This window comes from Streptomyces sp. NPDC090022 (assembly GCF_044748145.1).
GTDB lineage: Bacteria > Actinomycetota > Actinomycetes > Streptomycetales > Streptomycetaceae > Streptomyces.
In genome coordinates, this window is sequence record NZ_JBIVFN010000028.1 from 48285 (window position 1) to 74605 (window position 26321).

The 26321-nt window shown below is 73.5% G+C and carries 29 protein-coding genes; 15 read left to right on the plus strand and 14 right to left on the minus strand.

Annotation, left to right across the window (positions count from 1 at the left end):
* Position 1: 1 nt before the first annotated feature.
* Entirely contained in the window at positions 2-1177 is a 1176-nt protein-coding gene (locus tag ACIPXB_RS31855) for a sensor histidine kinase (protein WP_401455529.1), read from the minus strand.
* Positions 1178-1285: 108 nt separating this feature from the next.
* Between ACIPXB_RS31855 and ACIPXB_RS31860 the strand changes: the two genes are divergently transcribed.
* From ACIPXB_RS31860 to ACIPXB_RS31875, 4 genes are all read left to right on the plus strand, one after another.
* A complete protein-coding gene (locus tag ACIPXB_RS31860) occupies positions 1286-2200 on the plus strand; it encodes an ATP-binding cassette domain-containing protein (protein WP_401455531.1) in 915 nt (304 codons plus the stop codon).
* A gap of 63 nt (positions 2201-2263) precedes the next feature.
* Positions 2264-3013, plus strand: a complete 750-nt coding sequence (locus tag ACIPXB_RS31865) for an ABC transporter permease (protein WP_401455532.1) — start codon at positions 2264-2266, stop codon at positions 3011-3013.
* A gap of 40 nt (positions 3014-3053) precedes the next feature.
* Positions 3054-3488 (plus strand): hypothetical protein, encoded by a 435-nt coding sequence (locus tag ACIPXB_RS31870; protein ID WP_401455535.1) that lies wholly within the window; start codon positions 3054-3056, stop codon positions 3486-3488.
* Between the two features lie 41 nt (positions 3489-3529).
* Positions 3530-3976 carry a CU044_2847 family protein gene (locus tag ACIPXB_RS31875; RefSeq protein WP_401455537.1) on the plus strand — a complete coding sequence of 149 codons (447 nt, stop codon included), beginning with the start codon at positions 3530-3532 and terminating at the stop codon, positions 3974-3976.
* Here the strand turns inward: ACIPXB_RS31875 and purB are convergent.
* The 4 genes from purB to ACIPXB_RS31895 form a co-directional block, all read right to left on the minus strand.
* Complete coding sequence (gene purB, locus ACIPXB_RS31880) at positions 3952-5385, minus strand: adenylosuccinate lyase (RefSeq protein WP_401455540.1); 1434 nt, start codon at positions 5383-5385, stop codon at positions 3952-3954. The two genes, ACIPXB_RS31875 and purB, sit on opposite strands and share 25 nt — an antisense overlap.
* A gap of 71 nt (positions 5386-5456) precedes the next feature.
* Complete coding sequence (locus tag ACIPXB_RS31885) at positions 5457-6236, minus strand: SGNH/GDSL hydrolase family protein (protein ID WP_401455541.1); 780 nt, start codon at positions 6234-6236, stop codon at positions 5457-5459.
* A 66-nt stretch (positions 6237-6302) separates the two neighbouring features.
* A complete protein-coding gene (locus ACIPXB_RS31890; RefSeq protein WP_401455543.1) occupies positions 6303-7322 on the minus strand; it encodes a hemolysin family protein in 1020 nt (339 codons plus the stop codon).
* On the minus strand, positions 7319-8659 hold the full coding sequence (locus ACIPXB_RS31895; protein ID WP_401455545.1) for a hemolysin family protein: 1341 nt from the start codon (positions 8657-8659) through the stop codon (positions 7319-7321). Before ACIPXB_RS31895 ends, ACIPXB_RS31890 begins: the two co-directional genes overlap by 4 nt.
* Before the next feature lie 239 nt (positions 8660-8898).
* On the opposite strand from ACIPXB_RS31895, the gene ACIPXB_RS31900 reads away from it, so the two are divergent.
* Entirely contained in the window at positions 8899-9342 is a 444-nt protein-coding gene (locus ACIPXB_RS31900) for a GNAT family N-acetyltransferase (protein WP_401455547.1), read from the plus strand.
* A 133-nt stretch (positions 9343-9475) separates the two neighbouring features.
* On the plus strand, positions 9476-10081 hold the full coding sequence (locus ACIPXB_RS31905; protein WP_401455549.1) for a hypothetical protein: 606 nt from the start codon (positions 9476-9478) through the stop codon (positions 10079-10081).
* A 16-nt stretch (positions 10082-10097) separates the two neighbouring features.
* Here ACIPXB_RS31905 and ACIPXB_RS31910 read toward each other — a convergent pair whose 3' ends face one another.
* The 5 genes from ACIPXB_RS31910 to bioB all read right to left on the minus strand — a co-directional run bounded on the left by ACIPXB_RS31910 (position 10098) and on the right by bioB (position 15315).
* Positions 10098-10772 carry a class I SAM-dependent methyltransferase gene (locus ACIPXB_RS31910; protein ID WP_401455551.1) on the minus strand — a complete coding sequence of 225 codons (675 nt, stop codon included), beginning with the start codon at positions 10770-10772 and terminating at the stop codon, positions 10098-10100.
* Positions 10773-10783: 11 nt separating this feature from the next.
* Positions 10784-11827, minus strand: coding sequence for an SUKH-4 family immunity protein (locus ACIPXB_RS31915; protein ID WP_401455552.1), 1044 nt, complete (start codon positions 11825-11827; stop codon positions 10784-10786).
* Between the two features lie 87 nt (positions 11828-11914).
* On the minus strand, positions 11915-12631 hold the full coding sequence (bioD, locus tag ACIPXB_RS31920; protein WP_401455554.1) for a dethiobiotin synthase: 717 nt from the start codon (positions 12629-12631) through the stop codon (positions 11915-11917).
* 1 nt (position 12632) lies between these two features.
* Positions 12633-13865: an adenosylmethionine--8-amino-7-oxononanoate transaminase gene (locus tag ACIPXB_RS31925; RefSeq protein ID WP_401455611.1), complete on the minus strand. Its 1233-nt coding sequence runs from the start codon at positions 13863-13865 to the stop codon at positions 12633-12635.
* 157 nt (positions 13866-14022) lie between these two features.
* Positions 14023-15315 carry a biotin synthase BioB gene (gene bioB, locus ACIPXB_RS31930; RefSeq protein WP_401455555.1) on the minus strand — a complete coding sequence of 431 codons (1293 nt, stop codon included), beginning with the start codon at positions 15313-15315 and terminating at the stop codon, positions 14023-14025.
* A gap of 157 nt (positions 15316-15472) precedes the next feature.
* On the opposite strand from bioB, the gene ACIPXB_RS31935 reads away from it, so the two are divergent.
* On the plus strand, positions 15473-16639 hold the full coding sequence (locus tag ACIPXB_RS31935; RefSeq protein WP_401455557.1) for an 8-amino-7-oxononanoate synthase: 1167 nt from the start codon (positions 15473-15475) through the stop codon (positions 16637-16639).
* Between the two features lie 9 nt (positions 16640-16648).
* On the opposite strand, the gene ACIPXB_RS31940 is transcribed toward ACIPXB_RS31935, so the two are convergent.
* Together ACIPXB_RS31940 and ACIPXB_RS31945 are read right to left on the minus strand one after the other, a co-directional pair.
* Positions 16649-16882 (minus strand): DUF397 domain-containing protein, encoded by a 234-nt coding sequence (locus tag ACIPXB_RS31940; protein ID WP_401455559.1) that lies wholly within the window; start codon positions 16880-16882, stop codon positions 16649-16651.
* A 12-nt stretch (positions 16883-16894) separates the two neighbouring features.
* On the minus strand, positions 16895-17770 hold the full coding sequence (locus tag ACIPXB_RS31945) for a helix-turn-helix domain-containing protein (RefSeq protein ID WP_401455562.1): 876 nt from the start codon (positions 17768-17770) through the stop codon (positions 16895-16897).
* Between the two features lie 197 nt (positions 17771-17967).
* Here ACIPXB_RS31945 and ACIPXB_RS31950 point away from each other — a divergent pair, with 197 nt between their 5' ends.
* The 8 genes from ACIPXB_RS31950 to ACIPXB_RS31985 all read left to right on the plus strand — a co-directional run bounded on the left by ACIPXB_RS31950 (position 17968) and on the right by ACIPXB_RS31985 (position 25241).
* Positions 17968-18408, plus strand: coding sequence for an ATP-binding protein (locus tag ACIPXB_RS31950; protein ID WP_401455564.1), 441 nt, complete (start codon positions 17968-17970; stop codon positions 18406-18408).
* Between the two features lie 297 nt (positions 18409-18705).
* Positions 18706-19008, plus strand: coding sequence for an urease subunit gamma (locus tag ACIPXB_RS31955; protein ID WP_401455566.1), 303 nt, complete (start codon positions 18706-18708; stop codon positions 19006-19008).
* A 12-nt stretch (positions 19009-19020) separates the two neighbouring features.
* Positions 19021-19332 (plus strand): urease subunit beta, encoded by a 312-nt coding sequence (locus ACIPXB_RS31960; protein WP_401455568.1) that lies wholly within the window; start codon positions 19021-19023, stop codon positions 19330-19332.
* A complete protein-coding gene (locus tag ACIPXB_RS31965) occupies positions 19325-21046 on the plus strand; it encodes an urease subunit alpha (RefSeq protein WP_401455569.1) in 1722 nt (573 codons plus the stop codon). The genes ACIPXB_RS31960 and ACIPXB_RS31965 overlap by 8 nt, the downstream gene beginning before the upstream one ends.
* 37 nt (positions 21047-21083) lie before the next feature.
* On the plus strand, positions 21084-21758 hold the full coding sequence (locus tag ACIPXB_RS31970) for an urease accessory protein UreF (RefSeq protein ID WP_401455571.1): 675 nt from the start codon (positions 21084-21086) through the stop codon (positions 21756-21758).
* Positions 21759-21834: 76 nt separating this feature from the next.
* The gene (gene ureG / locus ACIPXB_RS31975; protein ID WP_401455573.1) at positions 21835-22530 is read left to right on the plus strand and encodes an urease accessory protein UreG; all 696 of its coding nucleotides are present in this window, start codon (positions 21835-21837) and stop codon (positions 22528-22530) included.
* Complete coding sequence (locus ACIPXB_RS31980; RefSeq protein WP_401455576.1) at positions 22527-23348, plus strand: urease accessory protein UreD; 822 nt, start codon at positions 22527-22529, stop codon at positions 23346-23348. The genes ureG and ACIPXB_RS31980 overlap by 4 nt, the downstream gene beginning before the upstream one ends.
* 219 nt (positions 23349-23567) lie before the next feature.
* Positions 23568-25241 (plus strand): alpha/beta hydrolase, encoded by a 1674-nt coding sequence (locus ACIPXB_RS31985; RefSeq protein WP_401455577.1) that lies wholly within the window; start codon positions 23568-23570, stop codon positions 25239-25241.
* Positions 25242-25311: 70 nt separating this feature from the next.
* On the opposite strand, the gene ACIPXB_RS31990 is transcribed toward ACIPXB_RS31985, so the two are convergent.
* Together ACIPXB_RS31990 and ACIPXB_RS31995 are read right to left on the minus strand one after the other, a co-directional pair.
* Complete coding sequence (locus ACIPXB_RS31990; protein WP_401455579.1) at positions 25312-26022, minus strand: lysophospholipid acyltransferase family protein; 711 nt, start codon at positions 26020-26022, stop codon at positions 25312-25314.
* A 111-nt stretch (positions 26023-26133) separates the two neighbouring features.
* Positions 26134-26292 carry a hypothetical protein gene (locus tag ACIPXB_RS31995; RefSeq protein WP_401455581.1) on the minus strand — a complete coding sequence of 53 codons (159 nt, stop codon included), beginning with the start codon at positions 26290-26292 and terminating at the stop codon, positions 26134-26136.
* Between the last annotated feature and the right edge of the window lie 29 nt (positions 26293-26321).

The window sequence follows — 26321 nt, forward strand, 5'->3', positions numbered from 1 at the left end:
GTCAGGGTATTCGCTCCAGCGGAAGCCGGGCGCGCACTCTCCAACTGCCCTCGTACGGGCCCGTCTCGGCCTTCCCGCCCAGCAGCGCGGCCCGCTCCCGCATCCCGCGCAGCCCGCTCCCCGAGCCGGACCCGAACGCCGGGCCCTCGGGCAGCGGATTGGTCACCTCGAGCTCCAGCAGCCCCACCGCCATCTCGATCCGCACCCGAACCGGGACGGGCCCGCAGTGCCGCAGCACATTGGTGAGCGCCTCCTGCAGGATCCGGTACCCCTCACGGGTGACCGGGCCCGGCAACTGCTCCAGTGGACCGGACAGCTCGGCGTCGACCGCCGCCCCCGACGCCCGCGCCGACTCCAGCAGTCGGTCCGCCTCCGCGAGCGTCGGCCGCTGCGAGGGGCGCGGGCCCGTCTCGCGCAGCACCCCCAGCACGCGCTCCAGATCCTCCAGAGCGGCGCGCCCCGTCTCCTCGATCGCGCACAGCGCCCGCTCGGTGAACTCCGCGTTGCCCGAAGCCCGGGCGGCCCCCGCCTGCATGACGGCCACGGTCAGCGCGTGTCCGATGGAGTCGTGCAGTTCCCGGGCGATCCGGGTGCGCTCCAGCAACTGCTCCGTCCGCACCTCCAGGGCCGACAGCCGTTCGGCCGTCGACGGGCCCAGCAGGCGCCTGGCGATCGCGGTGACCGCCTCACCGAGCAGCACGACGATCACCATCAGGAGCAGCAGCGGCACCGGGACCAGCAGCGCGGCGGCCCAGCGGGGCGGTGTCACGGGCAGCGTCTTGAGCGACTCGGGGACGGACCCGGCGGCCGTCTGGACCAGCTCCACCGACATGACGAGCAGCCCCACCGTTGCCAACCACGCCAGCGCCGCCAGCCCCAGCCGTATCTCCAGCCACAGCAGCGTCCGCCAGCGGTCGCCCCATCGGGCCGACGCCACCGTGCTGATCGCCCCGTCGTGACGGCCCCGCTCATGGGGGGTGAGCAGGAACTGTGCCTGGACCCCCTCGGCCATCCGCACCCAGGGAAGCAGCCCGAAGGGCGCCACGACCAGGGCCGGCACCCAGGGCATGTGCGGCGCTATGAACAGCCAGACGGCCACGATCAGCAGAGGGACCAGCAGGTGCAACCAGCGGGTGTACGTGACCCCTTGGAGCGGGGAACGGAGCAGTCGGTACATGTCCTCATCCTGGCAGCCGGCCCCTCGACGCCGTCTCCCCCGCACGGGGGAGACGATCCCCCCGCGCGGGGGAGGAGCAGGGGTGGGTCCGGGGCCGAGTCTTGAGCCATGAACCGCATCGAGATCTGCGAACTGACCAAGGAATACGGCACCGCCCGGGCGGTGGACCACCTCACCTTCGACGTCCTGCCCGGCCGGGTGACCGGCTTCCTCGGGCCGAACGGCGCCGGGAAGTCCACCACGATGCGCCTGTTGCTCGGCCTGGACCGGCCCACGTCGGGCACGGCCACCGTGGGCGGGCGCCGCTTCACCGACTTCACCGAGCCGCTGCGCCAGGTCGGGGCGCTCCTCGACGCACAGGCGGCGCATGGCGGCCGCACCGCACGGGACCACCTGCGGGTCCTCGCCGCCAGCAACCGCATCCCGGCGCGACGGGTGGACGAGGTGCTGGAGCAGGCCGGCATCGCCTCGGCGGCCGGGCGGCGGGTGAAGACCTTCTCGCTCGGGATGCGCCAACGGCTCGGCATAGCCGCCGCACTGCTCGGCGACCCGGGCGTGCTCCTGCTGGACGAGCCGACCAACGGCCTCGATCCCGAGGGCATCATCTGGATCCGCGAGCTGATGCGCACCCTGGCCGCGGAGGGCCGGACGGTCCTCGTCTCCAGCCACCTGATGTCCGAGACAGCGGCCCTGGCCGACCACTTGGTCGTGCTCGGCAGGGGCCGGCTGCTCGCCGACACCTCCATGAAGGAATTCATCGACGCCCGCAGTACGCCTCGGGTGCTGCTGCGCACCGCGGACCCGGACCGGCTCCGGGCGGCCCTGGCCCGCGACGGCTTCGAGATGGCCGCGGCCGAGGAAGGGCGCTGGAGCATCGACGGCATACGGGCGGCCGACCTCGGCGGTATCGCGGCCCGCGAGAGCATCGCCCTGCTGGAGCTCTCCGACGAACGTGCCTCGCTGGAACAGGCCTACCTCGACCTCACCGCGGACCACGCCCAGTTCGCCGCCACCACCCGCTGACCCACCACCAGCCACCCACACCTGCCACCCACACCTGCCACCCGTCACCCAGGAGGCTCCACCATGATCACCGCTCTGCCCACCGCACCCGCCCTGCGGTCGGAATGGATCAAGATACGGTCGCTGCGCGGCACCTTCGGAGCACTGATAGCGGTCCTGGTCGCCACCGTCGGCATACAGACGCTGACGGCCGCGCTCACCGGATCCGGCGAGGAAGGCGCCATGGGCGACGACCCGCTGCTCGCGGCCTTCTACGGCATCAACTTCGGTCAGATAGCCGCCATCGCCTTCGGGACCAGCGCGTTCGCCGCCGAGTTCCACAATGGAGCACTGCGCACCACGCTCTCCGCGGTGCCGGGCCGCACCCGGTTCTACCTGTCGAAGGTCGCGGTGATCGGGGCGCTCGCCTTCCTGACGGGGCAGGTCACCGGAGTGGTCACGTTCTTCGCCGGTCAGGCGCTGATGGGGGAGCACGCCATCGGTATCGGTGACCCGGGGGCGGTGCGGGCCGTGTTCGGCAGCGGCTGCTACCTGGTGCTCATGGCCCTGTTCGCCGCCGGACTCACGGCTCTGCTCCGCAGCGGAACGGCCGTGCTGAGCCTGCTCATACCCTTCGTCCTGGTCGTCCCCTTCGTCGTCGGTGCGACCGCTGGGGGAATCGCTCCCTATCTGCCGGACCGGGCGGGACAGACGGTCATGCGCAGTGCCGCGCAGGGCGACCCCGGGCACTGGGGCGGGCTGGGCGTGCTGGCGTTGTGGGCGGTGGCCGCGGTGGCCTGCGGCTGGATCGCCGTCCGCCGGCGGGACGCGTGACGCAGGGCCAGTTGTCAGTGGTCCCCTGGATACTGACGGCATGACCACGGCAGAGCATCTCGACACCATCGACCAGCTCCGGACGCGTGACTTTCCCGACGTGCGGGGCAGGTCCGATGTGGGCACCAGCGGTCCCGGGTATCACCTCGCGGAGCTGGGCGACAGCCGCTGGTTCGGGGACGAGGACGCGGTCGGCAGGGCCGAGGAGGCCGAGCGGACATCCGCCGCGTACGAGGCGCTCACGCACGCGCTGACCGAGCGCTGGGGGACGGCCGACGTGTTCAGCCTCGGCAGTGTGCGGCTGCGGGCGGTCACGCAGGAGGTGGCGCAGCCGTGGGGGGAGCTGAGCGGCGTCACCGACCACGTGCACGTGTGGCGGGTGGAGGATCGGTGGGTCGTCGTGTGCGCCGCCCGGTGGGGGGCCGACCACTCGCCGCAGCTGCTGGCGGCGGTCACGGTGACCGATCCGCCGTAAGGGGAACAATGGCCGAGGGCGGGCCGAGGGTTGGGGGGACCATGGAACGAAGGATCCAGGAGATCGAACTGCCGGGCGGGCAGAAGGTACTGGCCCGGGTCAGCGTGCTCGCGCCGCAGGACCTGCCGGAGCCGGAGCGCGTCGGCTACCAGGACGTGGGCCACCAGGACGTCGGGGCGCTGGACCAGCTCGCCGCGCGGGTGGACCAGCTGGGCGAGCTGGTGACCGGGCTCGGTACGGCGGTGCTGCGGGCCGCCGAGGCCGCCGCACCCGACGAGATCAGCGCCACCTTCGGGATAGAACTGGCGGTCAAGCCCGGCAAGGCCGTGGCCGTGCTGGCCGACGGCGAGGCGAAGGCCGCCATCACCGTCACCCTCACCTGGCTACCGAAGGAGGGCGGGAACAGCGGCGGGAACGGCGGCGGGGCGCCACCGGACGGCGGCGCCCCGACGACACAAGGGGATCAGAGGATGGAGCCGGGCGTGTAGCCCGCCGCCTCCGGGTGCCGCTTGGCGATCTCCTCGATGCGGGAGACGACGGTGGCGACCTGGTCGCCCGCTGCGCCGGTGAAGGACAGCTTGTCCGCCATCAGCGCGTCGAGCTGGGCGCGGTCCAGCGGGATGCGCTCGTCCGCGGCGAGCTTGTCCAGCAGCTCGTTGCGCTCGGCACCCTGCTCGCGCATGGCGAGGGCGGAGGCGACCGCGTGCTCCTTGATGACCTCGTGGGCCACCTCACGGCCGACGCCGGCACGGACGGCGCCCATGAGGACCTTCGTGGTCGCCAGGAACGGCAGGTAGCGGTCCAGCTCGCGGGCCACGACCGCCGGGAACGCGCCGAACTCGTCCAGGACGGTCAGGAACGTCTCGAGCAGACCGTCGAAGGCGAAGAAGGCGTCCGGCAGGGCCACGCGGCGCACCACGGAACAGGAGACGTCGCCCTCGTTCCACTGGTCGCCCGCCAGCTCGCCGGTCATGGAGGCGTAGCCGCGCAGGATGACCATCAGGCCGTTCACGCGCTCGCAGGAGCGGGTGTTCATCTTGTGCGGCATCGCGGACGAGCCGACCTGGCCCGGCTTGAAGCCCTCGGTCACCAGCTCGTGGCCCGCCATCAGGCGGATGGTCTTGGCGATCGAGGACGGGGCGGCGGCCAGCTGCACCAGGGCGGTGACCACGTCGTAGTCGAGCGAGCGCGGGTAGACCTGGCCGACGGAGGTGAAGGCCTGGCCGAAGCCCAGGTGGGCGGCGATCCGCTGCTCCAGGTCGGCGAGCTTGCCGGCGTCGCCGCCGAGCAGGTCGAGCATGTCCTGGGCGGTGCCGACGGGACCCTTGATGCCGCGCAGCGGGTAGCGGCCCAGTAGGTCCTCCAGACGGCCGTAGGCGACGAGCAGCTCGTCGGCGGCGGTCGCGAAACGCTTGCCGAGGGTGGTGGCCTGGGCGGCGACGTTGTGCGAGCGGCCGGCCATCACGAGCTCGGCGTGCTCGCCGGCCAGCTTGCCCAGCCGGGCCAGGACCGCGACCGTACGGTCGCGGGCCAGCTCCAGCGAGAGCCGGATCTGGAGCTGCTCGACGTTCTCGGTCAGGTCCCGGGAGGTCATGCCCTTGTGGACGTGCTCGTGGCCGGCGAGGGCGTTGAACTCCTCGATGCGGGCCTTCACGTCGTGCCGGGTGACCTTCTCGCGCTCGGCGATGGAGGCCAGGTCGACGGTCTCCAGGACACGCTCGTAGTCGGCGAGGGCCGCGTCCGGGACCTCGATTCCGAGGTCCTTCTGGGCGCGCAGCACGGCGAGCCACAGCCGCCGCTCCAGCGTCACCTTGTACTCGGGGGACCACAGGACGGCGAGCTCCGGGGAGGCGTAGCGGCCGGCCAGGACATTGGGGATGCGGGGCTTGGCTGTCACGTGTAGGGATTCTACTTGCGCTCGGGCTGTGCGTTTACGCAGCTCCGCGCCCCGCCCCAGGTTGTGCGTTGCTACGAGTGCGAGGGCGTGTACGGCAGCAGCTCCGGGCGCTTGGGGTCGAGGCCGTCCCCCGAGGAGCGGCCCGTCAGCCGTCGTCCGACCCACGGCAGCAGGTGCTCGCGGGCGAACTTCACGTCGTCGGCCCGGCGTACGGCCCAGCCGGGCGCCGTCGCCGGCGGCAGCTGCGCCCGCCAGTCCTCGGCCGCGGGCAGGCCCAGGGTCTGCCAGACGGCCTCGGCGACCCGCCGGTGGCCCTCGTCCGTCAGGTGCAGCCGGTCCACGCCCCACAGCCGGGGATCGGCGAGCACCGGAGCCCCGTACAGGTCGACGACCAGCGCGCCGTGCCGCGCCGCGAGCTCCTCGACGATGGCGAAGAGCTCCTCCATGCGCGGGCGGAACCGCTCCATGACCGGCCCGTTGCGCCCGGGGGAGCGCATCAGGACCAGCGTCTTGCAGCTGGGCGCGAGCCGCTCCACGGCCGCCTCCAGGTGAGCGCGCACCCGGCCCATGTCGACCTTGGGCCGCAGCGTGTCGTTCAGCCCGCCCACCAGGGTCACCACGTCGGCACCCATCGCGGCCGCGGCGTCCACCTGCTCGTCGACGATCTGTCCGATCAGCTTCCCGCGCACGGCGAGGTTCGCGTACCGGAAGCCCGGCTCGCGCGCCGCGAGGCGGGCGGCGAGCAGATCGGCCCAGCCCCGGTAGGAGCCGTCCGGCAGCGCGTCGGACATGCCCTCGGTGAACGAGTCGCCGATCGCGACGAAACTGGTGTAAGACGCATTCATCTCCATGGCGCCAGCGATGTTACCGCCTGGTTCCCCCGGCCGTGCAGAGCCGGGGGAACCAGGCGGACCGCCCTATCCGGCGGCCGGCTTGCCGAACAGCTCGCGCAGCACGTCCTCCATGGTCACCAGTCCCGCCAGCGCCCCGTCCGCCCCCAGCACCGCCGCCAGGTGGGTACGGCTGCGCCGCATCGCCGTCAGGACGTCGTCCAGCGGGGTCTCGGCCCGTACCTGGGCGATCGCCCGCAGCGCCGTCAGCGGGAAAGCCTCGTCGCGCGCCGGCGCGTCCAGAGCGTCCTTGACGTGCAGGTACCCGAGGATCATCCGCTGGTCGTCGACGACCGGGAAGCGTGAGAAGCCGCTCTCGGCGGACAGCCGCTCCAGCTCCTCCGGGGTGATCCCCCACTGCGCCGAGACCACCTGGCCGGAGGGCAGCACGACATCGGCGACCGGGCGGCGGCCCAGCTCCAGGGCGTCGTGCAGCCGCTCGCTCGCCCGGTCGTCGATCAGCCCGGCGTCGCTGGAGTCCTTCACGATGCGCGCCAGCTCGTCGTCCGAGAAGGTCGCGCCGACCTCGTCCTTCACCTCCACCCGCAGCAGCCGCAGCAGCGCGTTGGCGAAGGCGTTGATCGCGAAGACCACCGGCCGCAGCGCCCGCGTCAGCGTCACCAGCGGCGGGCCCAGCGCCAGCGCCGTGCGCACCGGCTCCGCCAGCGCCACGTTCTTGGGCACCATCTCGCCGAAGAGCATGTGCAGGTACGTCGCCAGGGCCAGCGCCACCACGAACGAGATGGCGTGGGTCAGCCCGCCCGGGACGCCGACCAGGTCGAAGAGCGGGGTCAGCAGGTGGGCGATGGCCGGCTCGGCCACCACGCCCAGCACCAGGGTGCACAGTGTGATACCCAGCTGGGCCGTCGCCATCAGCGCCGACACGTGCTCCAGGGCCCACAGCACGCTGCGCGCGCGCCGGTCGCCCCGCTCGGCGTACGGCTCGATCTGGCTGCGCCGGACCGAGATCAGCGCGAACTCCGCGCCGACGAAGAACGCGTTGACGACCAGGGTCGCCAGACCGATCAGCAACTGGATCGCGGTCATCGCGCGTCCTCCCCACCCGTGGCCCGCGGGCCCTCCGTCGGCGCGTGCAGCAGCACCCGCGCCGCCCGGCGGCCGCTGGAATCCACCACGTCCAGGCGCCAGCCGTCCAGCTCCAGCCGGTCTCCGACGGCCGGGATCCGCCCGAGCCGGGTGGCTATCAGGCCGGCCAGGGTCTCGTACGGGCCCTCGGGCACCCGCAGCCCGATCCGCTCCAGCTGGTCGGTACGGGCCGCGCCGTCGGCCGAGTAGAGCAGCCGGCCGTGGGCGTCCGTACCGGCCTGGGCCAGGTCGGAGGTCTCGTGCGGGTCGTGCTCGTCGCGGACCTCGCCGACGACCTCCTCGACGATGTCCTCCAGGGTGACCACGCCCGCCGTGCCGCCGTACTCGTCGACGATCACGGCCATCGTGCGGCGGCCCGAGAGGCGGTCCAGCAGCCGGTCCACGGTCAGCGACTCGGGCGCCAGCAGCGGCTCGCGCAGCAGCCGCGCGACCGGGTGGCGGTGGCGCTCCCCGGCCGGCAGTGCCAGCACGTCCTTGATGTGGACGATGCCGACGACGTTGTCCAGGGTGCCCCGGTAGACCGGGAAGCGGGACAGGCCGGTGGCCATGGTCGCGTTGGCGACGTCCTCGGCCGTCGTGTTCACCTCCAGGGCGGTGACCTGGACGCGCGGGGTCATCACGTTCTCCGCGGTCAGGTCGGCCAGGTTCAGGGTCCGCACGAAAAGCTCCGCGGTGTCCTTCTCCAGCGCGCCCTCCCGGGCGGAGTGCCGGGCGAGCGCCACCAGCTCCTGCGGCGTACGGGCGGACGCCAGCTCCTCGGCCGGCTCCAGTCCGAGCCGGCGGACCATGTGGTTCGCGGTGGTGTTGAGGTGTGAGATCAGCGGTCCGAAGGCACGGCTGAAGACCCGCTGCATGGTGGCGACGCGCTTGGCGATCGCCAGCGGCGAGGAGATCGCCCAGTTCTTGGGCACGAGCTCGCCCACGACCATCAGGACGACGGTCGACAGGGCCGTGCCGAGGACCAGCGCGGTGGAGGAGGCCGCGGCCTGCGACAGCCCCATCGCCTGGAACGGCCCCGTGATCAGGGCGGCGATCGAGGGCTTGGCGATCATGCCGATGACGAGGCCGGTCACGGTGATGCCGAGCTGGGCGCCGGAGAGCTGGAACGTCAGGGTCCGTACGGCGGCCAGGGCGCTCTCGGCGCCCCGCTCGCCCCGTTCGACGGCCCGTTCGAGTTCGCTGCGCTCCACCGTGGTCAGCGAGAACTCGGCCGCGACGAAGACTCCGCAGACAAGGCAGAGCAGCAGCGCCACGAGCAGCAGAAGCACTTCGGTCATCGGTTCACCTCCGTCCCATGATCAGCCAGGAGGAGGGGTGTCGCGCGATGTCGGGTACTGGGAGGCTCGCCCATGGGCGGACGCTCACACCTTCCGTTCGAGGAGATCTGTTGTCCACATGGTAAAGGATGGGCAAAGCGCGCCGAGGGCTGGGGGTGCTCCGGGGCTCTCGCCGGACACCGTCCCGCCTGGCGAAACACGGTGGTGGCGGCGCGCGTCGGCGTGCTTGGCTACCGATCATGACTGACCTCACCATCAGGACCGCCGTGCCGTCCGACGCCGCAGGCGTCCTCGCGTTCTGGAAGGAGGCGGCCGAGGGCACGTCCATCACGGACGACGCCGCCGGGGTGACCGGACTCGTCGAGCGCGACCCCGAGGCCCTGATCCTCGCCGAGGCCGACGGGCTGCTGGTCGGCTCCGTCATCGCCGGCTACGACGGCTGGCGCTGCTCCCTCTACCGCCTGGCGGTGCTCCCCTCCCACCGGCGCCGCGGGATCGCCACCGCCCTGCTCGACGCCGCCGAACGCCGCTTCGTGGCGGCCGGCGGCCGGCGCGGCGACGCGATGGTGCTGGAGGCCAACGAACGGGCCCACCACGCCTGGACCGCGGCCGGATACCACCGCGAGGACCGCTGGCGCCGCTGGGTCAAGCCCTTCCCCGCCGCCGGGCCCACGCCCGGCTGAGGGGCCCCTGGCACGGAGGCGGTGGCACGGAGGCCGGTGGCACGGGCCCGGTCGCGCTGTGCCGGTCGTAAGGGGCCCGCTTGCGCGGGGCCGGTGGCACGGGGGGCCGAGCGGCCGTGGCACGCTGCACGCCATGACCGAACTCATCGGCACCCAGCGCCCGGCCCGCAGGATCCTGGATCCGCACGAGGCACTCGCCACGCTGGAGCAAGCCGTCCCGGGGCTGGTGCACCACCGCCGGCCCGCTCCCGCCGCGTACGACTGGGCCGCCGCCGAGGACGTCCTCGGCACCGCGTTGCCCACGGACTTCAAGACCCTGGCCGCGTGGTACCCCGCCGTCGAGCTGGACGCGTTCTTGACCATCGCCTCCCCCGACCCGGGCGAAGAGGGCGCCTGGGCCCGCTGCCAGCGCGAGGAGCGGGCGTGGTGGGACTCCGACGAGGCCACCGACCTGCGCCCGCCGGAGCTGCCGCGGGGCAGCCTGCTGTACTGGGGGAACTCGGCCGAAGGCGACCGGTTCCTGTGGAGCACCGTCCCGGGCGACCCGCAGCGGTGGCCCGTCACCGTCTGCTCGCGCAACGATGCCTGGTGGCACTACGACGGCGGCATGGTCCAGTTCCTGGCCGAGCTGTGCGACGGCACGCTGGACCCCTGGGCCCTTCCCCCGGTCCGGCCCGTGGTCACCCACTGGATCGACGACACGGGGCGCGCGCGGCCCGTACCGGAGGGCGCCGCCTGACACCGCCGGACAGACCCTAGTCGTACGAGCGCCGGGCCGTGCCGAGCACGCAGTACGAGGTGGGCAGCGCCGGGCCGCGCTCGGGCACCCGGACGCCGCGCTGCGCCACGATCCGGAAGCCGGCCGCCTCGATCGCGGCGAGCGCGTCCCGCGAGACGTGGCAGCCGCCGAACAGCCTCGGCCACACCGTCCGGTCCAGCCCCCGCTGCACGGCGGCCATCCCGGGCCCCGGCGCCAGCCCGTGCTCGAAGAAGCGCAGTTCACCGCCGGGCCGCAGCACCCGGTGCAGCTCCGCGAGGGACCGCGGCAGATCCCGCACGGTGCACAGCACCAGGGAGGCCACGGCCGCGTCGAACGCCTCGCTCTTGACCGGCAGGGCCTCGGCCGCCCCCGGTACGACGTCCACCGGGACCTCGGCGCGCAGCGCCGCGTCGGCCGCGAGCCGGCGCAGGCTGCGCTCCGGCTCCACGGCGACCACTTCCGAGACGGCGCGGGGGTAGTGGCTGAAGTTCAGCCCGTTGCCCGCGCCGATCTCGATGACGCGGCCCGACAGCCCGTCCAGCAGCTCCCGCCGCAGCCCGGCCACTCCGCCCCGCAGGTCTGCCTGCACACTCATCCGGGCGTAGAAGCGGGCGAAGACGGGGTGGTGCACGGCGTCCTGGTGCAACGGCCGTGGGGAGCGCAGGGGCATGACGGACCTCCTCAAAGCGGACGTACCACACCCCCAGTCTTCCCCCGCGGGGCCGCCTGGAGAACCCCGTCCGCCTCGTCGTGGAACGTCTCGGGCCAGTAGCGCCAGTCGTCCTCCTCGCCCGTGTCCCGGCACGCGACCGGGTCCACGGACGCCAGCACCGCCACCATGGCGCCCGCCAGCTCCTCGTGCAGTTCCTCGGAGAAGGCGTGCTCCTCGTCGAGCGCGCGCTCGCGGTCGTGGAGCCACAGGGTGAACGCCAGCGTGGATATGTCGGCGTTGAGCGGCCGCAGCCGTTCCTCCGCGTAGTACCAGGCGTAGATCTCGCCCGTGCCGCCGTCCACGTACACCGCGATGTCGTCGACCAGCGAGCCCAGCGAGAACAGCCGCGCGGGGTCGACGCCCACCCCCGCCACCCCGTCCTCCTCGGCGAGGGCGGTGAACAGGTCCTCCGGCCCGTCCAGCCCGAACATCAGCGCGTCCTCGGGCAGGCCCACCTCGGTCAGGAACCGGCGGGTCGGCTCGTGCCGCAGCCCGTCCGGCAGCTCCGACCCGTCGAGCCGCACGACCTCGTCGGCGCCGAACGCCTCCTCCAGCAGGCCCGCGGGCAGGTCGAGCAGCAGGCCCCGGCCCGGGCCGGCGACCAGGGCCAGCGGCCGGATCACCGAGGTGATCCGCCAGTACGCCGGCACCGCCGAACCGCCGTCGGCACCGCCACCGCCACCGGCACCCGAATCAGAGGCGTCGCCCCAGTCCTCCGCGGCGAGCAGCGCGCGGAAACGCTCCGTCGCCTCCGCGACCGCGGGGCTGCCGGGGCGCGCGGCGACGTCGGCGAACCGGCCCCGCAACGAGGTGAGTTCCTCTCGGGCGCTCACCAGGCGCTCGAAGGTCCGCGCCGAGGGCGCGAGCGGGAACAGGTCGGCGGGCTCCGGACTGTCCTCGTAGACGGAGAGTCCGAAGACCCGGCCGGTGGCCGGGTCGTGGACGACGCGCGGCGCGTCCTCGTCCACGGGATCGAGACTGCCCCACTCGACCAGGTCTGCCATCTGCACCATGTCCGTTGCCCCCTCCAGCGGTTGGTGTCGGTCTGATCACCAACCATACGAGAGGGCTCCGACACCTCGTCCGCCAGGACCGCCTCGTCACGCCCAGCGGGTCATGAACTCCCCGGCGGACCAGGTGCCGTGGAGCTCCGGGGCCAGCCAGCCGGGCGCGGCCGCGCGGAACGCGGCCGGGTCCAGGGCGCCCGAGCCCTGCGGTACCGCACCCAGCAGCGGGGCGCCGGACACCGACGGCAGGTCGGCGAGGTTGCAGCGGGAGGCCAGGTCGGGCTCCGCCGGCCAGCTCCCGACGACCAGGCCCAGCAGGTCCAGCCGGCGGGCCCGCAGGGCCTCGGCGGTCAGGGCCGCGGAGTTGAGCGTGCCCAGCCCCGCCGGGGCCACGACCAGCACCGGCGCGGCCAGCAGCCGTGCGGCGTCGGCGAGCGTGCGACCCGCCGCGTCGAAGCGGACGAGCAGCCCGCCCGCGCCCTCGACCAGGACCAGGTCGTGCTCGGCGGCGAGCTTCTCCGCCGCCGTGGCGATCTCGGCGGGCGCGAGCGTCGCCAGCCCGGCCCGCCGCGCCGCCGTGTCCGGGGCCAACGGCTCCGGATAGCGGACCAGTTCCGCGGCGGTCACGCCCGGGCCCGCGAGCCGGACCACCTCCGCCGCGTCCCCGGCCTCGTCCGGCCCGACCCCGGTCTGGGCGGGCTTGAGCACCGCCACCGACCGGCCGGCGGCCAGCGCCGCCGCCGCGATCGCCGACGTGACGACCGTCTTCCCGATTTCCGTGCCCGTACCGGACACGACCACGACACCCATCTCAGCCTTCCCGCGCCGCCGCGACCACCGCTCGGCAGATACGTGACAGGTCGGCGTCCGACGTCACGTACGGCGGCATCGTGTAGATCAGATCCCGGAACGGGCGCACCCACACGCCCTCCGTCACCGCCGCCCGGGTCGCCGCCGCCATGTCGACCGGGTGGTCCAGCTGCACCACTCCGATCGCGCCCAGCACCCGGACCTCCCGGACCCCCGGCAGATCGGCCGCCCGGGCCAGCCCCTCCCGCAGCCCCGCCTCGATCCGCTCGACCTCCCGCGCCCAGTCCTGGCCCAGCAGCAGGTCCAGCGAGGCCAGCGCGACCGAGGACGCCAGCGGATTGCCCATGAACGTCGGCCCGTGCGCGAGCACCGGCACCGTGCCCCGGCTGATCCCGTCCGCCACCCGCGCCGTGCACACGGTGGCCGCCATCGACAGGTAGCCGCCGGTCAGCGCCTTGCCGACGCACATCACGTCCGGGGTGATCCCCGCGTGGTCGGCGGCGAACAGCGCGCCCGTGCGCCCGAACCCGGTCGCGATCTCGTCCAGCACCAGCAGCACGTCGTACTCGTCGCACAGCTCCCGCAGCACCCGCAGGTAGCCGGGGGAGTGGAAGCGCATGCCGCCGGCGCCCTGCACCACCGGCTCGACGATCACCGCGGCGAGCTCGTCCGCGTGCGCCGCGAGCAGCTCGCGCAGATGGGACACGTACGCCGGGTCGACGGGCGCGTCGAAGCCGGCGGGCGGGGCGGCCGCGAACACCTGCCGCGGCAGCGCGCCCGACCACAGGTCGTGCATCCCGCCCTCGGGGTCGCACACGGCCATCGGCTGCCAGGTGTCGCCGTGGTAGCCGCCGCGCCAGGTCAGCAGCCGGGTCTTGCCCTCCCGGCCCACCGAACGCCAGTGCTGGAGGCACATCTTGATGGCGACCTCGACCGCGACCGAGCCGGAGTCGCACAGGAACACGTGCTCCAGACCGGCCGGGGTGATCTCCACCAGCCTGGCGGCGAGCCGGACGGCGGGCTCATGGGTGAGCCCGCCGAACATCACGTGCGACATCCTGCCCAGCTGGTCCTGCACGGCCTCGTTGAGCACGGGGTGGTTGTAGCCGTGGATGGCCGACCACCAGGAGGACATGCCGTCGACCAGTTCGTCCTGCCCGTGCGCCGGGCGCGCCAGCTTCAGCCGTACGCCGGAGGCGGAGGCGACGATCAGCGGCTCCTGCCGCCCGGGCATCGGGCCGTACGGGTGCCAGACGTGCCGCCGGTCCAGCTCCAGCAGCGCGTCCGCGTCCAACGGGACGCCCGTACCGAGCGAAACGCCCGCATCGACGGAAACACCCGTACCCAGCGAAATACCCGTGTCCGGCGCCGCGTCCGCGTCGGACACCGGGTCAGGCATTGGGCGCCAGGTCCGTGCCCGCGCCCCGGCGCCGTACGGCCACCAGCTCCGGCCGTACCTCGCCCGGCTCGGCCTGGCCGCCCGCCGGCGCCGCCGCAGCCGCCGGCACGGCCGCCGGCTGCGCCGCGGCCTCCGCATGACCGCCACAGCCGCCGCACCCGGAACCGCAGCCCGCCCCGGCACCCGCGTCCGCGGCCGTGCCCGCGGCCGCACCCGCACCGGAACCGCACAGCGAGGCACCGCCGCCGTGCGAGCCGCAGCCGCCGCCCGCCGCCACCTCGGAGCGGTGCGCCGGCAGCGTCGACGTCCCGGCACCCTCCACCTCGAAACCGGCGTCCGCGATCATGTCCAGGTCGGCCTGGCCGGCCTGGCCCTCACTGGTGAGGTAGTCGCCGAGGAAGATGGAGTTGGCGATGTGCAGCGCGAGCGGCTGCATCGAGCGCAGGTGCACCTCGCGCCCGCCGGCGATCCGGACCTCCACGTCGGGGCAGACGAACCGGACCATCGCCAGGATCCGCAGGCAGCGCTGCGGGGTGAGGTGCCACTCCTTGGCCAGCGGGGTGCCCTCGAAGGGGATCAGGAAGTTGACCGGCACCGAGTCCGAGTCCAGCTCGCGCAGCGCGTAGACGACGTCGACGAGGTTCTCGTCGCTCTCGCCCATGCCCGCGATCAGGCCCGAGCAGGCCGACAGGCCCGCCGCGTGCGCCTTCTGCACGGTGTCGACGCGGTCCGCGTACGTGTGGGTCTTGGTGATCTGCCCGTACGTCGCCTCGGAGGTGTTGAGGTTGTGGTTGTACGCGTCGGCGCCGGCGTCCTTCAGGCGCTCGGCCTGGCCGTCGGAGAGCAGCCCGAGACAGGCGCAGACCTCGATGCCCTCGTTCTGCTCCTTGATCGCCTCGATGGTCCTGCCGACGCGCTCCACGTCCCGGTCCGTCGGCCCCCGGCCGCTCGCCACCAGGCACACGCGCTTCGCGCCGCCCGCGACACCGGCCGCGGCGGCCTGGGAGGCCTCCTCGGGTTTCAGCCACGTGTACTTGAGGATCTCCGCCTTCGACCCCAGCCGCTGGGAGCAGTACCCGCAGTCCTCCGGGCACAGCCCCGACTTCAGGTTGACCAGGTAGTTCAGCTTGACCCGGCGCCCGAACCACTGGCGGCGCACCTTGCCGGCCGCGGCCACCACGTCGAGCAGTTCGTCGTCGGAGGTCGCCAGTACGGCGAGCGCCTCTTCGCGGCTCGGCAGCTCACGCCGCAGCCCCTTGTCCACCAGGGTGTTCAGCAGGTCCATGGAGGCGATCCTGTCCCACACCCCCACTCCCGGCCAAGGAGAGATCGCACAACATGGCCGGAACGGAGTGTGTGTATCACCACACCGATCACGCGGGTCCCTGCCGCTAGGGTCGGAGAACGTCTGTGGACAGCCGACAAAATCGCGAGGACGCCCGATGCCCCAGCCCGAACCGGCCGATGTGTTCGCCTGGATCGACGAGGAGGCCCGGGCCCGCGAGGCGGCCGGACTCGTCCGCACCCTGCGCCCGCGCCCGGCCGGGTCCCCGCTGCTGGACCTCGCCAGCAACGACTACCTGGGGCTGTCCCGCCACCCCGAGACCGTCCGGGGCGCCCGCGAGGCCGCCGAGCGCTGGGGCGCCGGGGCCACCGGATCGCGCCTGGTCACCGGCACCACCGAGCTGCACGCGGAGCTGGAGCGCGAGCTCGCTGCCTTCTGCGGCTTCGAGGCCGCGCTGGTCCTCTCCTCCGGGTACGCCGCCAACCTCGCCGCCGTCACCGCGCTCGGCGGCCGCGGCAGCCTGGTCGTCTCCGACGCCGGGAACCACGCCTCGATCGTCGACGGCTGCCGGCTCGCGCGCGCCGAGACGGCCGTGGTCCCGCACTCCGACCCCGACACCGCCCGCAAGACGCTCGCCGCGCACGACGGCCGGGCCCTGCTGGTCACCGACTCGGTCTTCTCCGTCGACGGGGACGCCGCCCCGCTCGCCGCCTACGCCGACGCCTGCCGCGCCCACGGCGCGGCGCTGGTCGTGGACGACGCGCACGGCCTCGGCGTGCTCGGCGAGGGCGGCCGGGGCGCGCTGCACGCCGCCGGGCTCGCGGGCGCGCCGGACGTGGTCGCCACGCTGACCCTCTCGAAGTCCCTGGGCAGCCAGGGCGGTGCGGTGCTCGGCCCGGCCAAGGTGATCCGGCACCTGGTCAACACGGCGCGGACCTTCATCTTCGACACCGGACTGGCCCCGGCGGCCGCGGGGGCGGCCCTGGCGGCCCTGCGCCTGCTGGCCCGGGAACCGCAGCGCGCGGGCCGGGCCCGCGAGGTGGCCGACGAACTGTACGGGCGGCTGACCGCGGCCGGCCTGACCGCGGCCAGGCCGGACGCGGCCGTGGTGTCGGTACGGGCCCCGTCACCGTCGGCGGCACTGCGCTGGGCCGCCGACTGCCGTGAGGCGGGGCTGTCCGTGGGGTGCTTCCGGCCGCCGTCCGTGCCGGACGGCATCTCCCGGCTGCGGCTGACCGCGCGGGCCGATCTCACGGGGGACGAGATCGGGCGGGCGGCCCGGACGATCCTCGCCACCGCCCCGGCGGGTGCCACGGACCGCTGAAGCGGAACCTCAAGCGGAATCCTGCCGGGAGTCCGTCCGTACGTACGCGAGGAAGCCGTCCCAGGCCGGGCTGGTGAACAGCACGGCCGGGCCGTCCGTCCGCTTGGAGTCGCGGACGGCGAGCAGGCCGCCGGACAGGACGGCCGCCTCCACGCAGTTGTTCATACCGGTGCTGCGGCTGCTGCGCCGCCACCGGGTCGCGCTGTTCAGAAGTCCGCCGGAGAGAGGGGGTGATGCGGACACGGGGGTGCCTCCTTACGCGTCGTCAGCTATCGCGCTGATGAGTTCCGACGAGTCATGGGGCGGGAGGGCGTGCGCCTGGATGGTGCGGAACGCGGCGCTGTACGCCTCGAGGTCTTCCTTCCGCTCCAGATAGAGGCTACTCGTCAAATGGTCGAGTACCACCACATCCAGATCGGCGATGTTCGGAAATGAGAAAATAACGAACGGTCCGGTCAGGCCGAGATGGCCCCCCACGCTGAACGGCAGGACCTGCAACCGGACTTGCGGCAGCTCGGCCACCGCCACCAGATGCCGCAGCTGCTGCGCCATCACCCCCGGCCCGCCGATCTGACGGCGCAGCACCGCCTCGTCGAGCACGGCGCTCAGCTCCAGCGGCGGATCCGCCCGCAGCACCGACTGCCGGGCCAGCCGTACGTCGACCAACGCGTCCACCTTCGGCTCCGGCAGCCCGCCCAGCGCCGCCCGGGTCACCGCCCGTGCGTACGCGGCCGTCTGGAGCAGCCCGGGCACCACCGACAGCTCCACGGTGCGGGCCGAACGGGCCCCAGCCTCCAGGCTGATGAAGTCCCGGTACTCCTGGGGCAGCAGGCCCCGGTAGTCGTGCCACCACTGCCGGCCGCGCCCGGTGTCGGCGCCCGGTCCGGCCGCGGAGGCGGACAGTGCCTCCAGCAGTGCGCGGTGGCTTTCGCCCACACCCCCGTAGGCGTCGAGCAGCATCCGGACGTCCTCCGGTTTCACGCCACTGCGGCCCGTTTCGATGCGACTGATTTTCGACTGGTGCCAGCCCACGATCCGGGCGGCCTCGCCGCTCGTGAGTCCGGACCGGTCGCGCAGCGCGCGCAATTCCTCGCCGAGCTTGCGCCGGCGCACCGCGGGACCGTGCTGCATGCCCGCCCTCCTTCCCACCGGCACAGGTCGCACCAGTCTGCCGTCCAAATACGGTCTTCCGTAGCAGAGTTCACCGCATCGGGCGACAGATAAATGCATATCCTGGGGGAACGGCCGACGTGGTGGGGTGAGGAGTGGCACTCTGGCGGTCAGCACAGATCCGGGGCGATTCGTCCCGGTGGGAAAGGGACCGCGCCATGGCAGATCACCAGGAAGCCTCCGTCACTCTGCCGAGCGATCCCGCCTCGGTCTCCACCGCCCGCCGCTACGTCGCGGACGTCCTCGCCGGATGGGGACTGCCGGACGGCGCCGAGATCGGCGAGAGCATCCGGCTGATCGTCTCCGAACTCACCACCAACGCCGTGCAGCACACCTTCGGCCAGTCGCCCACCTTCACGGTCGACGTCCGCCTGGAGCGCGAGGAGACCCTGCGCATCGGTGTGACCGACAGCCACCCGCGCTGGCCCAGGCGGCTCCCGGCCGCCGTCCAGCAGGACAACGGCCGTGGCATGGTGATCATCCGCTGGCTCGCGGCGGAATCGGGCGGGCGGCTGTCCGTGAGCCCCACCGCGGAGGGCGGCAAGACGGTGTGGATCGCGCTGCCCTGGACCGTCGGAGCCGGCTCCCCGGTCGCCTGACGCGACGCTGCCGATCGTCGACGATCCGGGCGCAGAGGGCGGCCGACCACTGAACGGGGTGTCCGTTCGAAACGTGAGTTAACTCGACGGAAAAGTGTTCACCCTAGCGTGGCCGAGGCGGCCTTCCGTCAATGATCACCCCTGCGGCGGCAAAGCGTCCGCAGGGGGGACGGAAAGCCTTGCTCCTGGTTGGGCAAGGACCTGCCATGCATGGAAATGAGCTGGTAGGAGTGTTGACGGAAGTTAGGGTCTCCGACGGCGCGCAACTGATCATGTCCCGGAAGCTGGGTGATTCGTGTGCAACTCACACCGCACGAGCAGGAGAGACTGCTCATCCACGTCGCCGCCGACGTCGCCGAACGGCGCCGGGCGCGCGGCGTACGCCTGAACCACCCCGAGGCGATCGCCCTGATCACCTCGCACATCCTCGAGGGCGCCCGGGACGGCCGGACCGTGTCCGAGCTGATGGCCTCCGGCCGTACGGTCCTCAGCCGCTCCGAGGTCATGGACGGCATCCCCGAGATGATCCACGACGTCCAGGTCGAGGCCACCTTCCCGGACGGCACCAAGCTCGTCACCGTCCACGACCCCATCGTCTGAAGGGCCCCGCCCATGATCCCCGGAGAGATCCGGTTCGCGGACGCGCCGGTGCCCCTCAACCAGGGCCGTGCCGTCACCCGCCTGACCGTCCTCAACGCCGCCGACCGGCCCGTCCAGGTCGGCTCGCACTACCACTTCGCCGAGGCCAACCCCGGCCTCGACTTCGACCGCCCGGCCGCCCGCGGGCTGCGCCTCAACATCGCGGCCGGTACCGCCGTCCGGTTCGAGCCGGGCATCCCGGTCGAGGTGGAACTCGTACCGCTGGGCGGCCTGCGCACCGTACCGGGCCTGCGCGGCGAGACCGGGGGGCCGCTCGATGGCTGAGCTCTCCCGGCAGGCGTACGCCGACCTCTTCGGGCCCACGACGGGCGACCGCATCCGGCTCGCCGACACCGACCTCTTCGTGGAGATCGAGGACGACCTGAGCGGCGGCCCCGGACGGGCCGGTGACGAGGCGGTGTTCGGCGGCGGCAAGGTGATCCGCGAGTCCATGGGCCAGGCCCGCACCACCCGCGCCGAGGGCGCCCCCGACACGGTGATCACCGGCGTGGTCGTGCTCGACCACTGGGGTGTCGTCAAGGCCGACCTCGGCATCCGCGACGGCCGGATCTGCGGCATCGGCAAGGCCGGCAACCCCGACACCATGGACGGCGTCGACCCCGCCCTCGTCATCGGCCCGGAGACCGAGATCATCTCCGGCAACGGGAAGATCGTGACCGCGGGCGCCGTCGACGCCCACGTCCACTTCATCTCCCCGACCCTGCTCGACGCGGCCCTCGCCAGCGGCGTCACCACGCTGGTCGGGGGCGGCACCGGCCCCGCCGAGGGCACCAAGGCGACCACCATCACCCCCGGGCCCTGGCACCTGGCCCGGATGTTCGCGGCGCTCGACGGCCACCCGGTCAACATCGGCCTGCTCGGCAAGGGCAACACCATGTCCCGCGAGGCCATGCACTCCCAGCTGCGCGGCGGTGCCCTCGGCTTCAAGATCCATGAGGACTGGGGAGCCACCCCCGCCGTCATCGACGCCTGCCTCGGCGTGTGCGAGGAGACCGGCGCCCAGCTCGCCGTGCACACCGACACCCTCAACGAGGCCGGGTTCGTCGGCGACACCCTCGGCGCGATCGCCGGACGCACCATCCACGCCTACCACACCGAGGGCGCGGGCGGCGGGCACGCGCCCGACATCATCACCGTGGTCTCCGAGCCCAACGTGCTGCCCAGCTCCACCAATCCGACCCGTCCGCACACCCTCAACACCGTCGAGGAGCACCTCGACATGCTGATGGTCTGCCACCACCTCAACCCGGCCGTCCCCGAGGACCTCGCCTTCGCCGAGTCCCGGATCCGGCCCTCGACCATCGCCGCCGAGGACGTCCTGCACGACCTCGGCGCCATCTCGATCATCTCCTCCGACTCCCAGGCCATGGGCCGCATCGGCGAGGTGGTGCTGCGCACCTGGCAGACCGCCCACGTGATGAAGAAGCGGCGCGGCTTCCTGCCCGGCGACGGACCGGCCGACAACCACCGGGCCCGCCGCTACGTCGCCAAGTACACGATCAACCCCGCCGTGGCCCAGGGCCTGGCCCGGGAGATCGGCTCGGTGGAACGGGGCAAGCTCGCCGACCTCGTGCTGTGGGAGCCCGCCTTCTTCGGCGTCAAACCGCAGCTGGTGATCAAGGGCGGGCAGATAGCGTACGCGCAGATGGGCGACGCCAACGCCTCCATCCCCACCCCGCAGCCGGTGCTGCCGCGGCCCATGTTCGGCGCGCACGGGCGCGCCCCGGCGCTGGGCTCCCTCAACTTCACCGCGCAGGCCGCCCTCGACGACGGACTGCCGGAGCGGCTCGGGCTCGGCAAGGCGTTCGCGGCGATCGAGAGCACCCGCAAGGTCACCAAGGCCGACATGCGGGAGAACGACGCCCGGCCCCGGGTGGACGTCGACGCCGACACCTTCACCGTGACCATCGACGGGGAGGCCGTGGAACCCGCACCCGCCGCCGAACTCCCCATGGCCCAGCGCTACTTCCTCTTCTGATGGCCACGGAGACACCCTTCCCGAGCGGCGGCCGGCCATGAGCCGCGCCGCCCTGCTCGTCCTCGCCGACGGGCGCTTCCCCGCCGGGGGCCACGCGCACTCCGGCGGGGCCGAGGCCGCCGTCAAGGCCGGCAGGATCCACGACGCGGCCACCCTGGAGGAGTTCTGCCGGGGCCGGCTGCACACCGCCGGACTGGTCGCGGCCGCCCTCGCCGCGGCCGCCGCCCTCGGCATGGATCCGGCCGGCCTGGACGCCGCCGCCGACGCCCGCACCCCGTCCCCCGCCCTGCGCGCGGCGGCCCGCCGGCTGGGGCGGCAACTGCTGCGCGCCGCCCGCGCCACCTGGCCCGCGCCCGCGCTGGAGGAGCTGGCCGCCGCCTTCCCGCGCGGCGCCCACCAGCCGGTCGTGCTCGGCGTCACCGCCCGCGCCGCCGGACTCGGCGCGCTGGACGCCGCGCACGTGGCGGCGTACGAGAGCGTCGGGGGACCGGCGACCGCGACCGTACGGCTGCTGGGGCTGGACCCCTTCGAAGCGAGCGGGGTGCTGGCCCGGCTGGCCCCCGCGCTCGACGCGGTCGCCGAGGAGGCGGCCGCCGCTGCGCTCGTGGCCCGGCGGGAGGGGCCGGGGGCGCTGCCGGCCGCCTCGGCGCCGCTGCTGGACATCATGGCGCAGGCCCATGCCGACTGGCCGGTACGCCTCTTCGCCTCCTGACCGCCCCGCACCACCTCCACTACCCCCGCCCCTGCCACCTCCACCTCCACCTCCGGACGTTCCTCAAGGAGTCGCCGTGCATCTCGACCACGCCGTGGCCTTCCCGCACCGCCACACCCACAGCGCCGCACCCACGCGGCCCGACGGCAGCCGCCGCGCCCTGCGCATCGGGCTGGGCGGACCCGTCGGCTCCGGCAAGACCGCCACCGTCGCCGCCCTGTGCCGCACCCTGCGCACGGAACTGTCCATGGCCGTGGTCACCAACGACATCTACACCCGCGAGGACGCCGAGTTCCTGCTGCGCGAGGCGGTGCTGCCGCCCGAGCGGATCACCGCCGTCGAGACCGGCGCCTGCCCGCACACCGCTATCCGCGACGACATCTCCGCCAACCTGGAGGCGGTCGAGGAACTGGAGGAGGCCCTCCGGGAGAGCGCCCCGCTCGACCTCGTCCTCGTCGAGTCCGGCGGCGACAACCTCACGGCCACCTTCTCCCGGGGCCTGGTCGACGCCCAGATCTTCGTCATCGACGTGGCCGGCGGCGACGACATCCCGCGCAAGGGCGGACCCGGCGTCACCACCGCCGACCTGCTCGTCGTCAACAAGACCGACCTCGCCCCGTACGTCGGCTCCGACCTGGACCGGATGGCCCGCGACGCCGCCGACCAGCGCGGCGGACTTCCCGTCACCTTCCAGTCCCTGCGCGGCCCGGAGGGGGTCGCGCCGGTCGCGGCCTGGGTGCGCGAGCGGATCGCAGCCTGGGCCGTACGGTGACCGCGGCGCCCCCGCTCGGCGGGGTGCGCGCCACCGCCCGGATCGGCGCGGTGGCCGACGGCCGCGGCGGCACCGCGCTGCCCCTGCTCGCCGGTGAGGGCCCGCTGGCCCTGCGGCGCACCCGGGCGAGCGGTCCCGGGGCCGCGGTCACCCTGGTCGGGGCGATGAGCGCACCCCTGGGCGGGGACCGGCTCGGCGTCGAAGCCACCGTGGGCCCGGGCGCCCGCCTCACGCTCCGCTCGGCCGCCGCCACCCTGGCCCTGCCCGGCCGGGACGGGTCACCGGCCCACTACGAGACCCGGCTGGACGTGGCCACGGACGCCACCCTGCGCTGGCTGCCGGAGCCCCTGGTCTCGGTCCGCGGCAGCGACCTGCGGGTCCGTACCGCGGTACGGCTGGCCCCCACCGCCCGGCTGGTGCTGCGCGAGGAGCAGGTGCTCGGCCGTACCGGTGAGGCACCGGGCCTGCTGCGCAGCCGGCTGACCGTGACGCGGGACGGCCGGCCGCTGCTGGACCAGGAGGTGGCCTGCGGACCGGGCGCCCCCGGCGGCTGGGACGGCCCGGCGGGCCTCGCGGGGCACCGGGCGCTCGGTCAGCTCCTGGTCGTGGACCCGGTGTTCGAGGAGCACCCGCCGGTGGCCGCGCTCTTCGGCGGGTGCGCCGCGCTCACCCCGCTGGCCGGTCCCGCCGTCCTGGTCACGGCCCTGGCCGCGGACGCGCTGGCGCTGCGCGCCGTTCTGGACCGTGCCCTGGACACCGTCCTGGACAGTGCCGTGAGCACCGTCCTGGACACGGCCCCGGCCCCGCACGGCCGCTGACGGTCCGTCCGCCTCGATCGGTCGCGGGCCGGGGTGCCGGCCCGGCACCGCTGAGCGGTACCGCCGCGCCCGAATATCGGGTTGGCAAAGAACCCGGTGGCGCACTGTCGCCCGCGGCGGCCCAGACGCGAGGATCCCCCTGCTGCCGACCAACCGACCAACCGGCCAACCGGCCAACCGGCCGTCCACGGCCACATCCGACGCAGGGGGATCCATCACGTGATACGTACCGCGGCGCTGGGCAGCGCTGCCACTCTGATCACCGCGACGCTCGCCGCCGGTCTGCTCCTCGCGCCGCCCGCCGGCGCCGCGCAGACGCGCGGCGACCGCGGCGACCGCGGCGTCCCCGAGGCGGTGGGCGTGCAGATCGCCGCTGCCCGCGCGGCCCGCACGGGCATCGACTGGAAGGACTGCCCGGCGGACTGGGGCCTGGAGAAGCCCATCCAGTGCGGCTTCGTCACGGTGCCGCTCGACTACGCCAAGCCGTTCGGCCGGACCATCGAGCTCGCCGTCGACCGGATCGGCAACACCGGGACGCCGGCCGAGCGGCAGGGCGCGCTCGTCTACAACCCGGGCGGACCGGGTGGTTCCGGCCTGCGCTTCCCGCGCCGGGTCACCACCAGGAACCCGCTGTGGACCAACACCTCCAAGGCCTACGACTTCGTGGGCTTCGACCCGCGCGGCGTCGGCCGTTCGACGCCCATCTCCTGCGTCGACCCGCAGGAGTTCGTCAAGGCGCCCAAGGCCGACCCGGTGCCGGACGGCGAGGCGGACAAGCGGGCACAGCGCAAGCTGGCCGCCGAGTACGCGGACGGCTGCGCCGAGCGCAGCGGCTGGATGCTGCCGCACATGACCACGCCGAACACCGCCCGCGACCTCGATGTCATCCGCGCCGCCCTGGGGGAGAGAAAGCTCAACTTCCTCGGTGTCTCGTACGGCACGTACATCGGCGGGGTCTACGCCACGCTCTTCCCGACCCACGTGCGCCGCATGGTCGTCGACAGCGTGGTCAACCCGTCGAAGGAGAAGATCTGGTACCAGGCCAACCTCGACCAGGACGTCGCCTTCCAGATGCGCTGGAACGACTGGAAGGCCTGGGTCGCCCAGCACGACGCCGTCTTCCGCATCGGCGACACCCCGGAGAAGGTCGAGGCCAGGTGGCAGGAGTTGCGGGCCGCCGCCAAGGCCGCTCCGATCGGCGGCGTGGTGGGCCCGGCGGAGCTCACCGGCTTCTTCCAGAGCGCCCCCTACTACGACTCCTCCTGGGCCCCGGTGGCCCGGACCTGGAGTGCCTACCTGGCCGGTGACACGCAGGCACTGGTCGACGCGATCGCCCCGGACCTGTCCGACACCGCCGGGAACGCGGCCACGGAGAACGGCAACGCCGTCTACACGGCCGTGGAGTGCGCCGACGCGAAGTGGCCGACCAACTGGTCGCGCTGGGACCGCGACAACACCCGGCTGCACCGCGACTACCCGTTCCTGACCTGGGCCAACGCCTGGCTGAACCTGCCGTGCGCGACCTGGCGCACCGAGCAGCACACCCCGGTGGAGGTCGGTACCCGGCGCGGGCTGCCGCCCGTACTGATCGTCCAGGCCGAGCGGGACGCCGCCACCCCGTACGAGGGCGCCGTCGAGCTGCACCGGCGGCTGGCCGGCTCGCGCCTGATCACCGAGAAGAACGCCGGCTCGCACGGCGTGACGGGCCTGAAGAACCCGTGCATCAACGACCGGGTGGACAGCTACCTGCTCACCGGCGCGGTCGACGCCCGCGATGTGACGTGCGACCCGCACGCCACCCCGGTCCCGCCGGCCGCGGCCTCCGCCCGGTCGCTGGCCCCGGCCCCGGCCGACGCCCCCGAGGCGGACCTCCCGGTCCTGCCCCGGCGGTGACGCGCGCCGGCCGCGCCACCCCCGGCACCGGGGGCGGCGCGGCCGGTACGGGGCCGGTACGGGGGAGGGCTCAGCGCGTGCGGCGCCGGGCCCTCTTCCGTTCTTCCTCCTCCTCGGCCTTGACCTCGGCGGCGTACCGGTCGACGTACTCCTGCCCGGACAGCTGGAGGATCGCATACATGATCTCGTCCGTGATCGCCCGCAGGACCGCCTTCTCGCCCTCCATCCCGGCGTACCGGGAGAAGTCCAGCGGCCGGCCGAAGCGGATGGTCACCCGGCGGATCTTCGGTACCACCTGGCCCGGCGGCTGGATCTCGAACGTACCGACCATCGCGCAGGGGATCACGGGTACACCGGCGCCCAGGGCCATCGCGGCCACGCCCACCTTGCCCTTGTAGAGCCGGCCGTCGTGCGAGCGGGTGCCCTCGGGGTAGATGCCGAGCAGCTCGCCCTTGGACAGGACGCCCAGGCCCTCACGGATCGCCGCCTGCCCGGCCTCCTTGCCGGAGCGGTCCACCGGGATCTGCCCGGCGCTGCGGAAGAACGCGGCCGTCAGCCGCCCCTTCACACCGGGCCCGGTGAAGTACTCGGCCTTCGCCAGGAAGGTGATGCGCCGCTTGAGGATGGCCGGCATCAGGAAGTGGTCGGAGAAGGACAGGTGGTTGCCCGCGACGATCGCGGCCCCGGTCGGCGGAATGTTCTCCAGCCCTTCGATACGCGGCCGGAACAGCAGCCGCAGCAGCGGGCCGAGCAGGACATGCTTGAGCAGGTGGTAGAACAACCGGTCGCTCCCGTCGCCGTTCGTTCCTGGCCTTCGCCACCATCCTACGGACCGTCAGTCGAGGCAGGGCAGGGCCGGACGAACCCACCGCGCGGGGCCCCGGGGCGGCGGTCAGGACTTGCTGGAAGCGGCCATGGCGGCGGTCAGCAGGCCCAGCACGATCCAGCCGAACCACAGCCAGCCGTTACTGCCGAGCACCACCGAATACCCGGCGACGACCACCAGGGCGGCGAAGGTCAGGATCGCCATCGCCTTCACAGATCCGGTCATGCCCCATGGTGGCGCCTGTGGACGCCGCC

Bases quoted from the DNA above. Each gene is read 5' to 3' on its own strand.
- ACIPXB_RS31945 (WP_401455562.1), bottom strand. From the start codon at position 17,770: ATGCAGCACGGTCCCGCGGTGCGCCGGCGCAAGCTCGGCGAGGAATTG.
- ACIPXB_RS31860 (WP_401455531.1), top strand. From the start codon at position 1,286: ATGAACCGCATCGAGATCTGCGAACTGACCAAGGAATACGGCACCGCC.
- ACIPXB_RS31995 (WP_401455581.1), bottom strand. From the start codon at position 26,292: ATGACCGGATCTGTGAAGGCGATGGCGATCCTGACCTTCGCCGCCCTG.
- ACIPXB_RS31935 (WP_401455557.1), top strand. From the start codon at position 15,473: ATGCCCCAGCCCGAACCGGCCGATGTGTTCGCCTGGATCGACGAGGAG.
- ACIPXB_RS31965 (WP_401455569.1), top strand. From the start codon at position 19,325: ATGGCTGAGCTCTCCCGGCAGGCGTACGCCGACCTCTTCGGGCCCACG.
- ACIPXB_RS31925 (WP_401455611.1), bottom strand. From the start codon at position 13,865: ATGCCCGGGCGGCAGGAGCCGCTGATCGTCGCCTCCGCCTCCGGCGTA.
- bioB (WP_401455555.1), bottom strand. From the start codon at position 15,315: ATGGACCTGCTGAACACCCTGGTGGACAAGGGGCTGCGGCGTGAGCTG.
- ACIPXB_RS31855 (WP_401455529.1), bottom strand. From the start codon at position 1,177: ATGTACCGACTGCTCCGTTCCCCGCTCCAAGGGGTCACGTACACCCGC.
- ACIPXB_RS31895 (WP_401455545.1), bottom strand. From the start codon at position 8,659: ATGACCGAAGTGCTTCTGCTGCTCGTGGCGCTGCTGCTCTGCCTTGTC.
- ACIPXB_RS31970 (WP_401455571.1), top strand. From the start codon at position 21,084: ATGAGCCGCGCCGCCCTGCTCGTCCTCGCCGACGGGCGCTTCCCCGCC.
- ACIPXB_RS31875 (WP_401455537.1), top strand. From the start codon at position 3,530: ATGGAACGAAGGATCCAGGAGATCGAACTGCCGGGCGGGCAGAAGGTA.
- ACIPXB_RS31910 (WP_401455551.1), bottom strand. From the start codon at position 10,772: ATGCCCCTGCGCTCCCCACGGCCGTTGCACCAGGACGCCGTGCACCAC.
- ACIPXB_RS31915 (WP_401455552.1), bottom strand. From the start codon at position 11,827: ATGGTGCAGATGGCAGACCTGGTCGAGTGGGGCAGTCTCGATCCCGTG.
- ACIPXB_RS31900 (WP_401455547.1), top strand. From the start codon at position 8,899: ATGACTGACCTCACCATCAGGACCGCCGTGCCGTCCGACGCCGCAGGC.
- ACIPXB_RS31870 (WP_401455535.1), top strand. From the start codon at position 3,054: ATGACCACGGCAGAGCATCTCGACACCATCGACCAGCTCCGGACGCGT.
- ACIPXB_RS31905 (WP_401455549.1), top strand. From the start codon at position 9,476: ATGACCGAACTCATCGGCACCCAGCGCCCGGCCCGCAGGATCCTGGAT.
- ACIPXB_RS31950 (WP_401455564.1), top strand. From the start codon at position 17,968: ATGGCAGATCACCAGGAAGCCTCCGTCACTCTGCCGAGCGATCCCGCC.
- ACIPXB_RS31865 (WP_401455532.1), top strand. From the start codon at position 2,264: ATGATCACCGCTCTGCCCACCGCACCCGCCCTGCGGTCGGAATGGATC.
- ACIPXB_RS31885 (WP_401455541.1), bottom strand. From the start codon at position 6,236: ATGGAGATGAATGCGTCTTACACCAGTTTCGTCGCGATCGGCGACTCG.
- ACIPXB_RS31890 (WP_401455543.1), bottom strand. From the start codon at position 7,322: ATGACCGCGATCCAGTTGCTGATCGGTCTGGCGACCCTGGTCGTCAAC.
- bioD (WP_401455554.1), bottom strand. From the start codon at position 12,631: ATGGGTGTCGTGGTCGTGTCCGGTACGGGCACGGAAATCGGGAAGACG.
- ACIPXB_RS31960 (WP_401455568.1), top strand. From the start codon at position 19,021: ATGATCCCCGGAGAGATCCGGTTCGCGGACGCGCCGGTGCCCCTCAAC.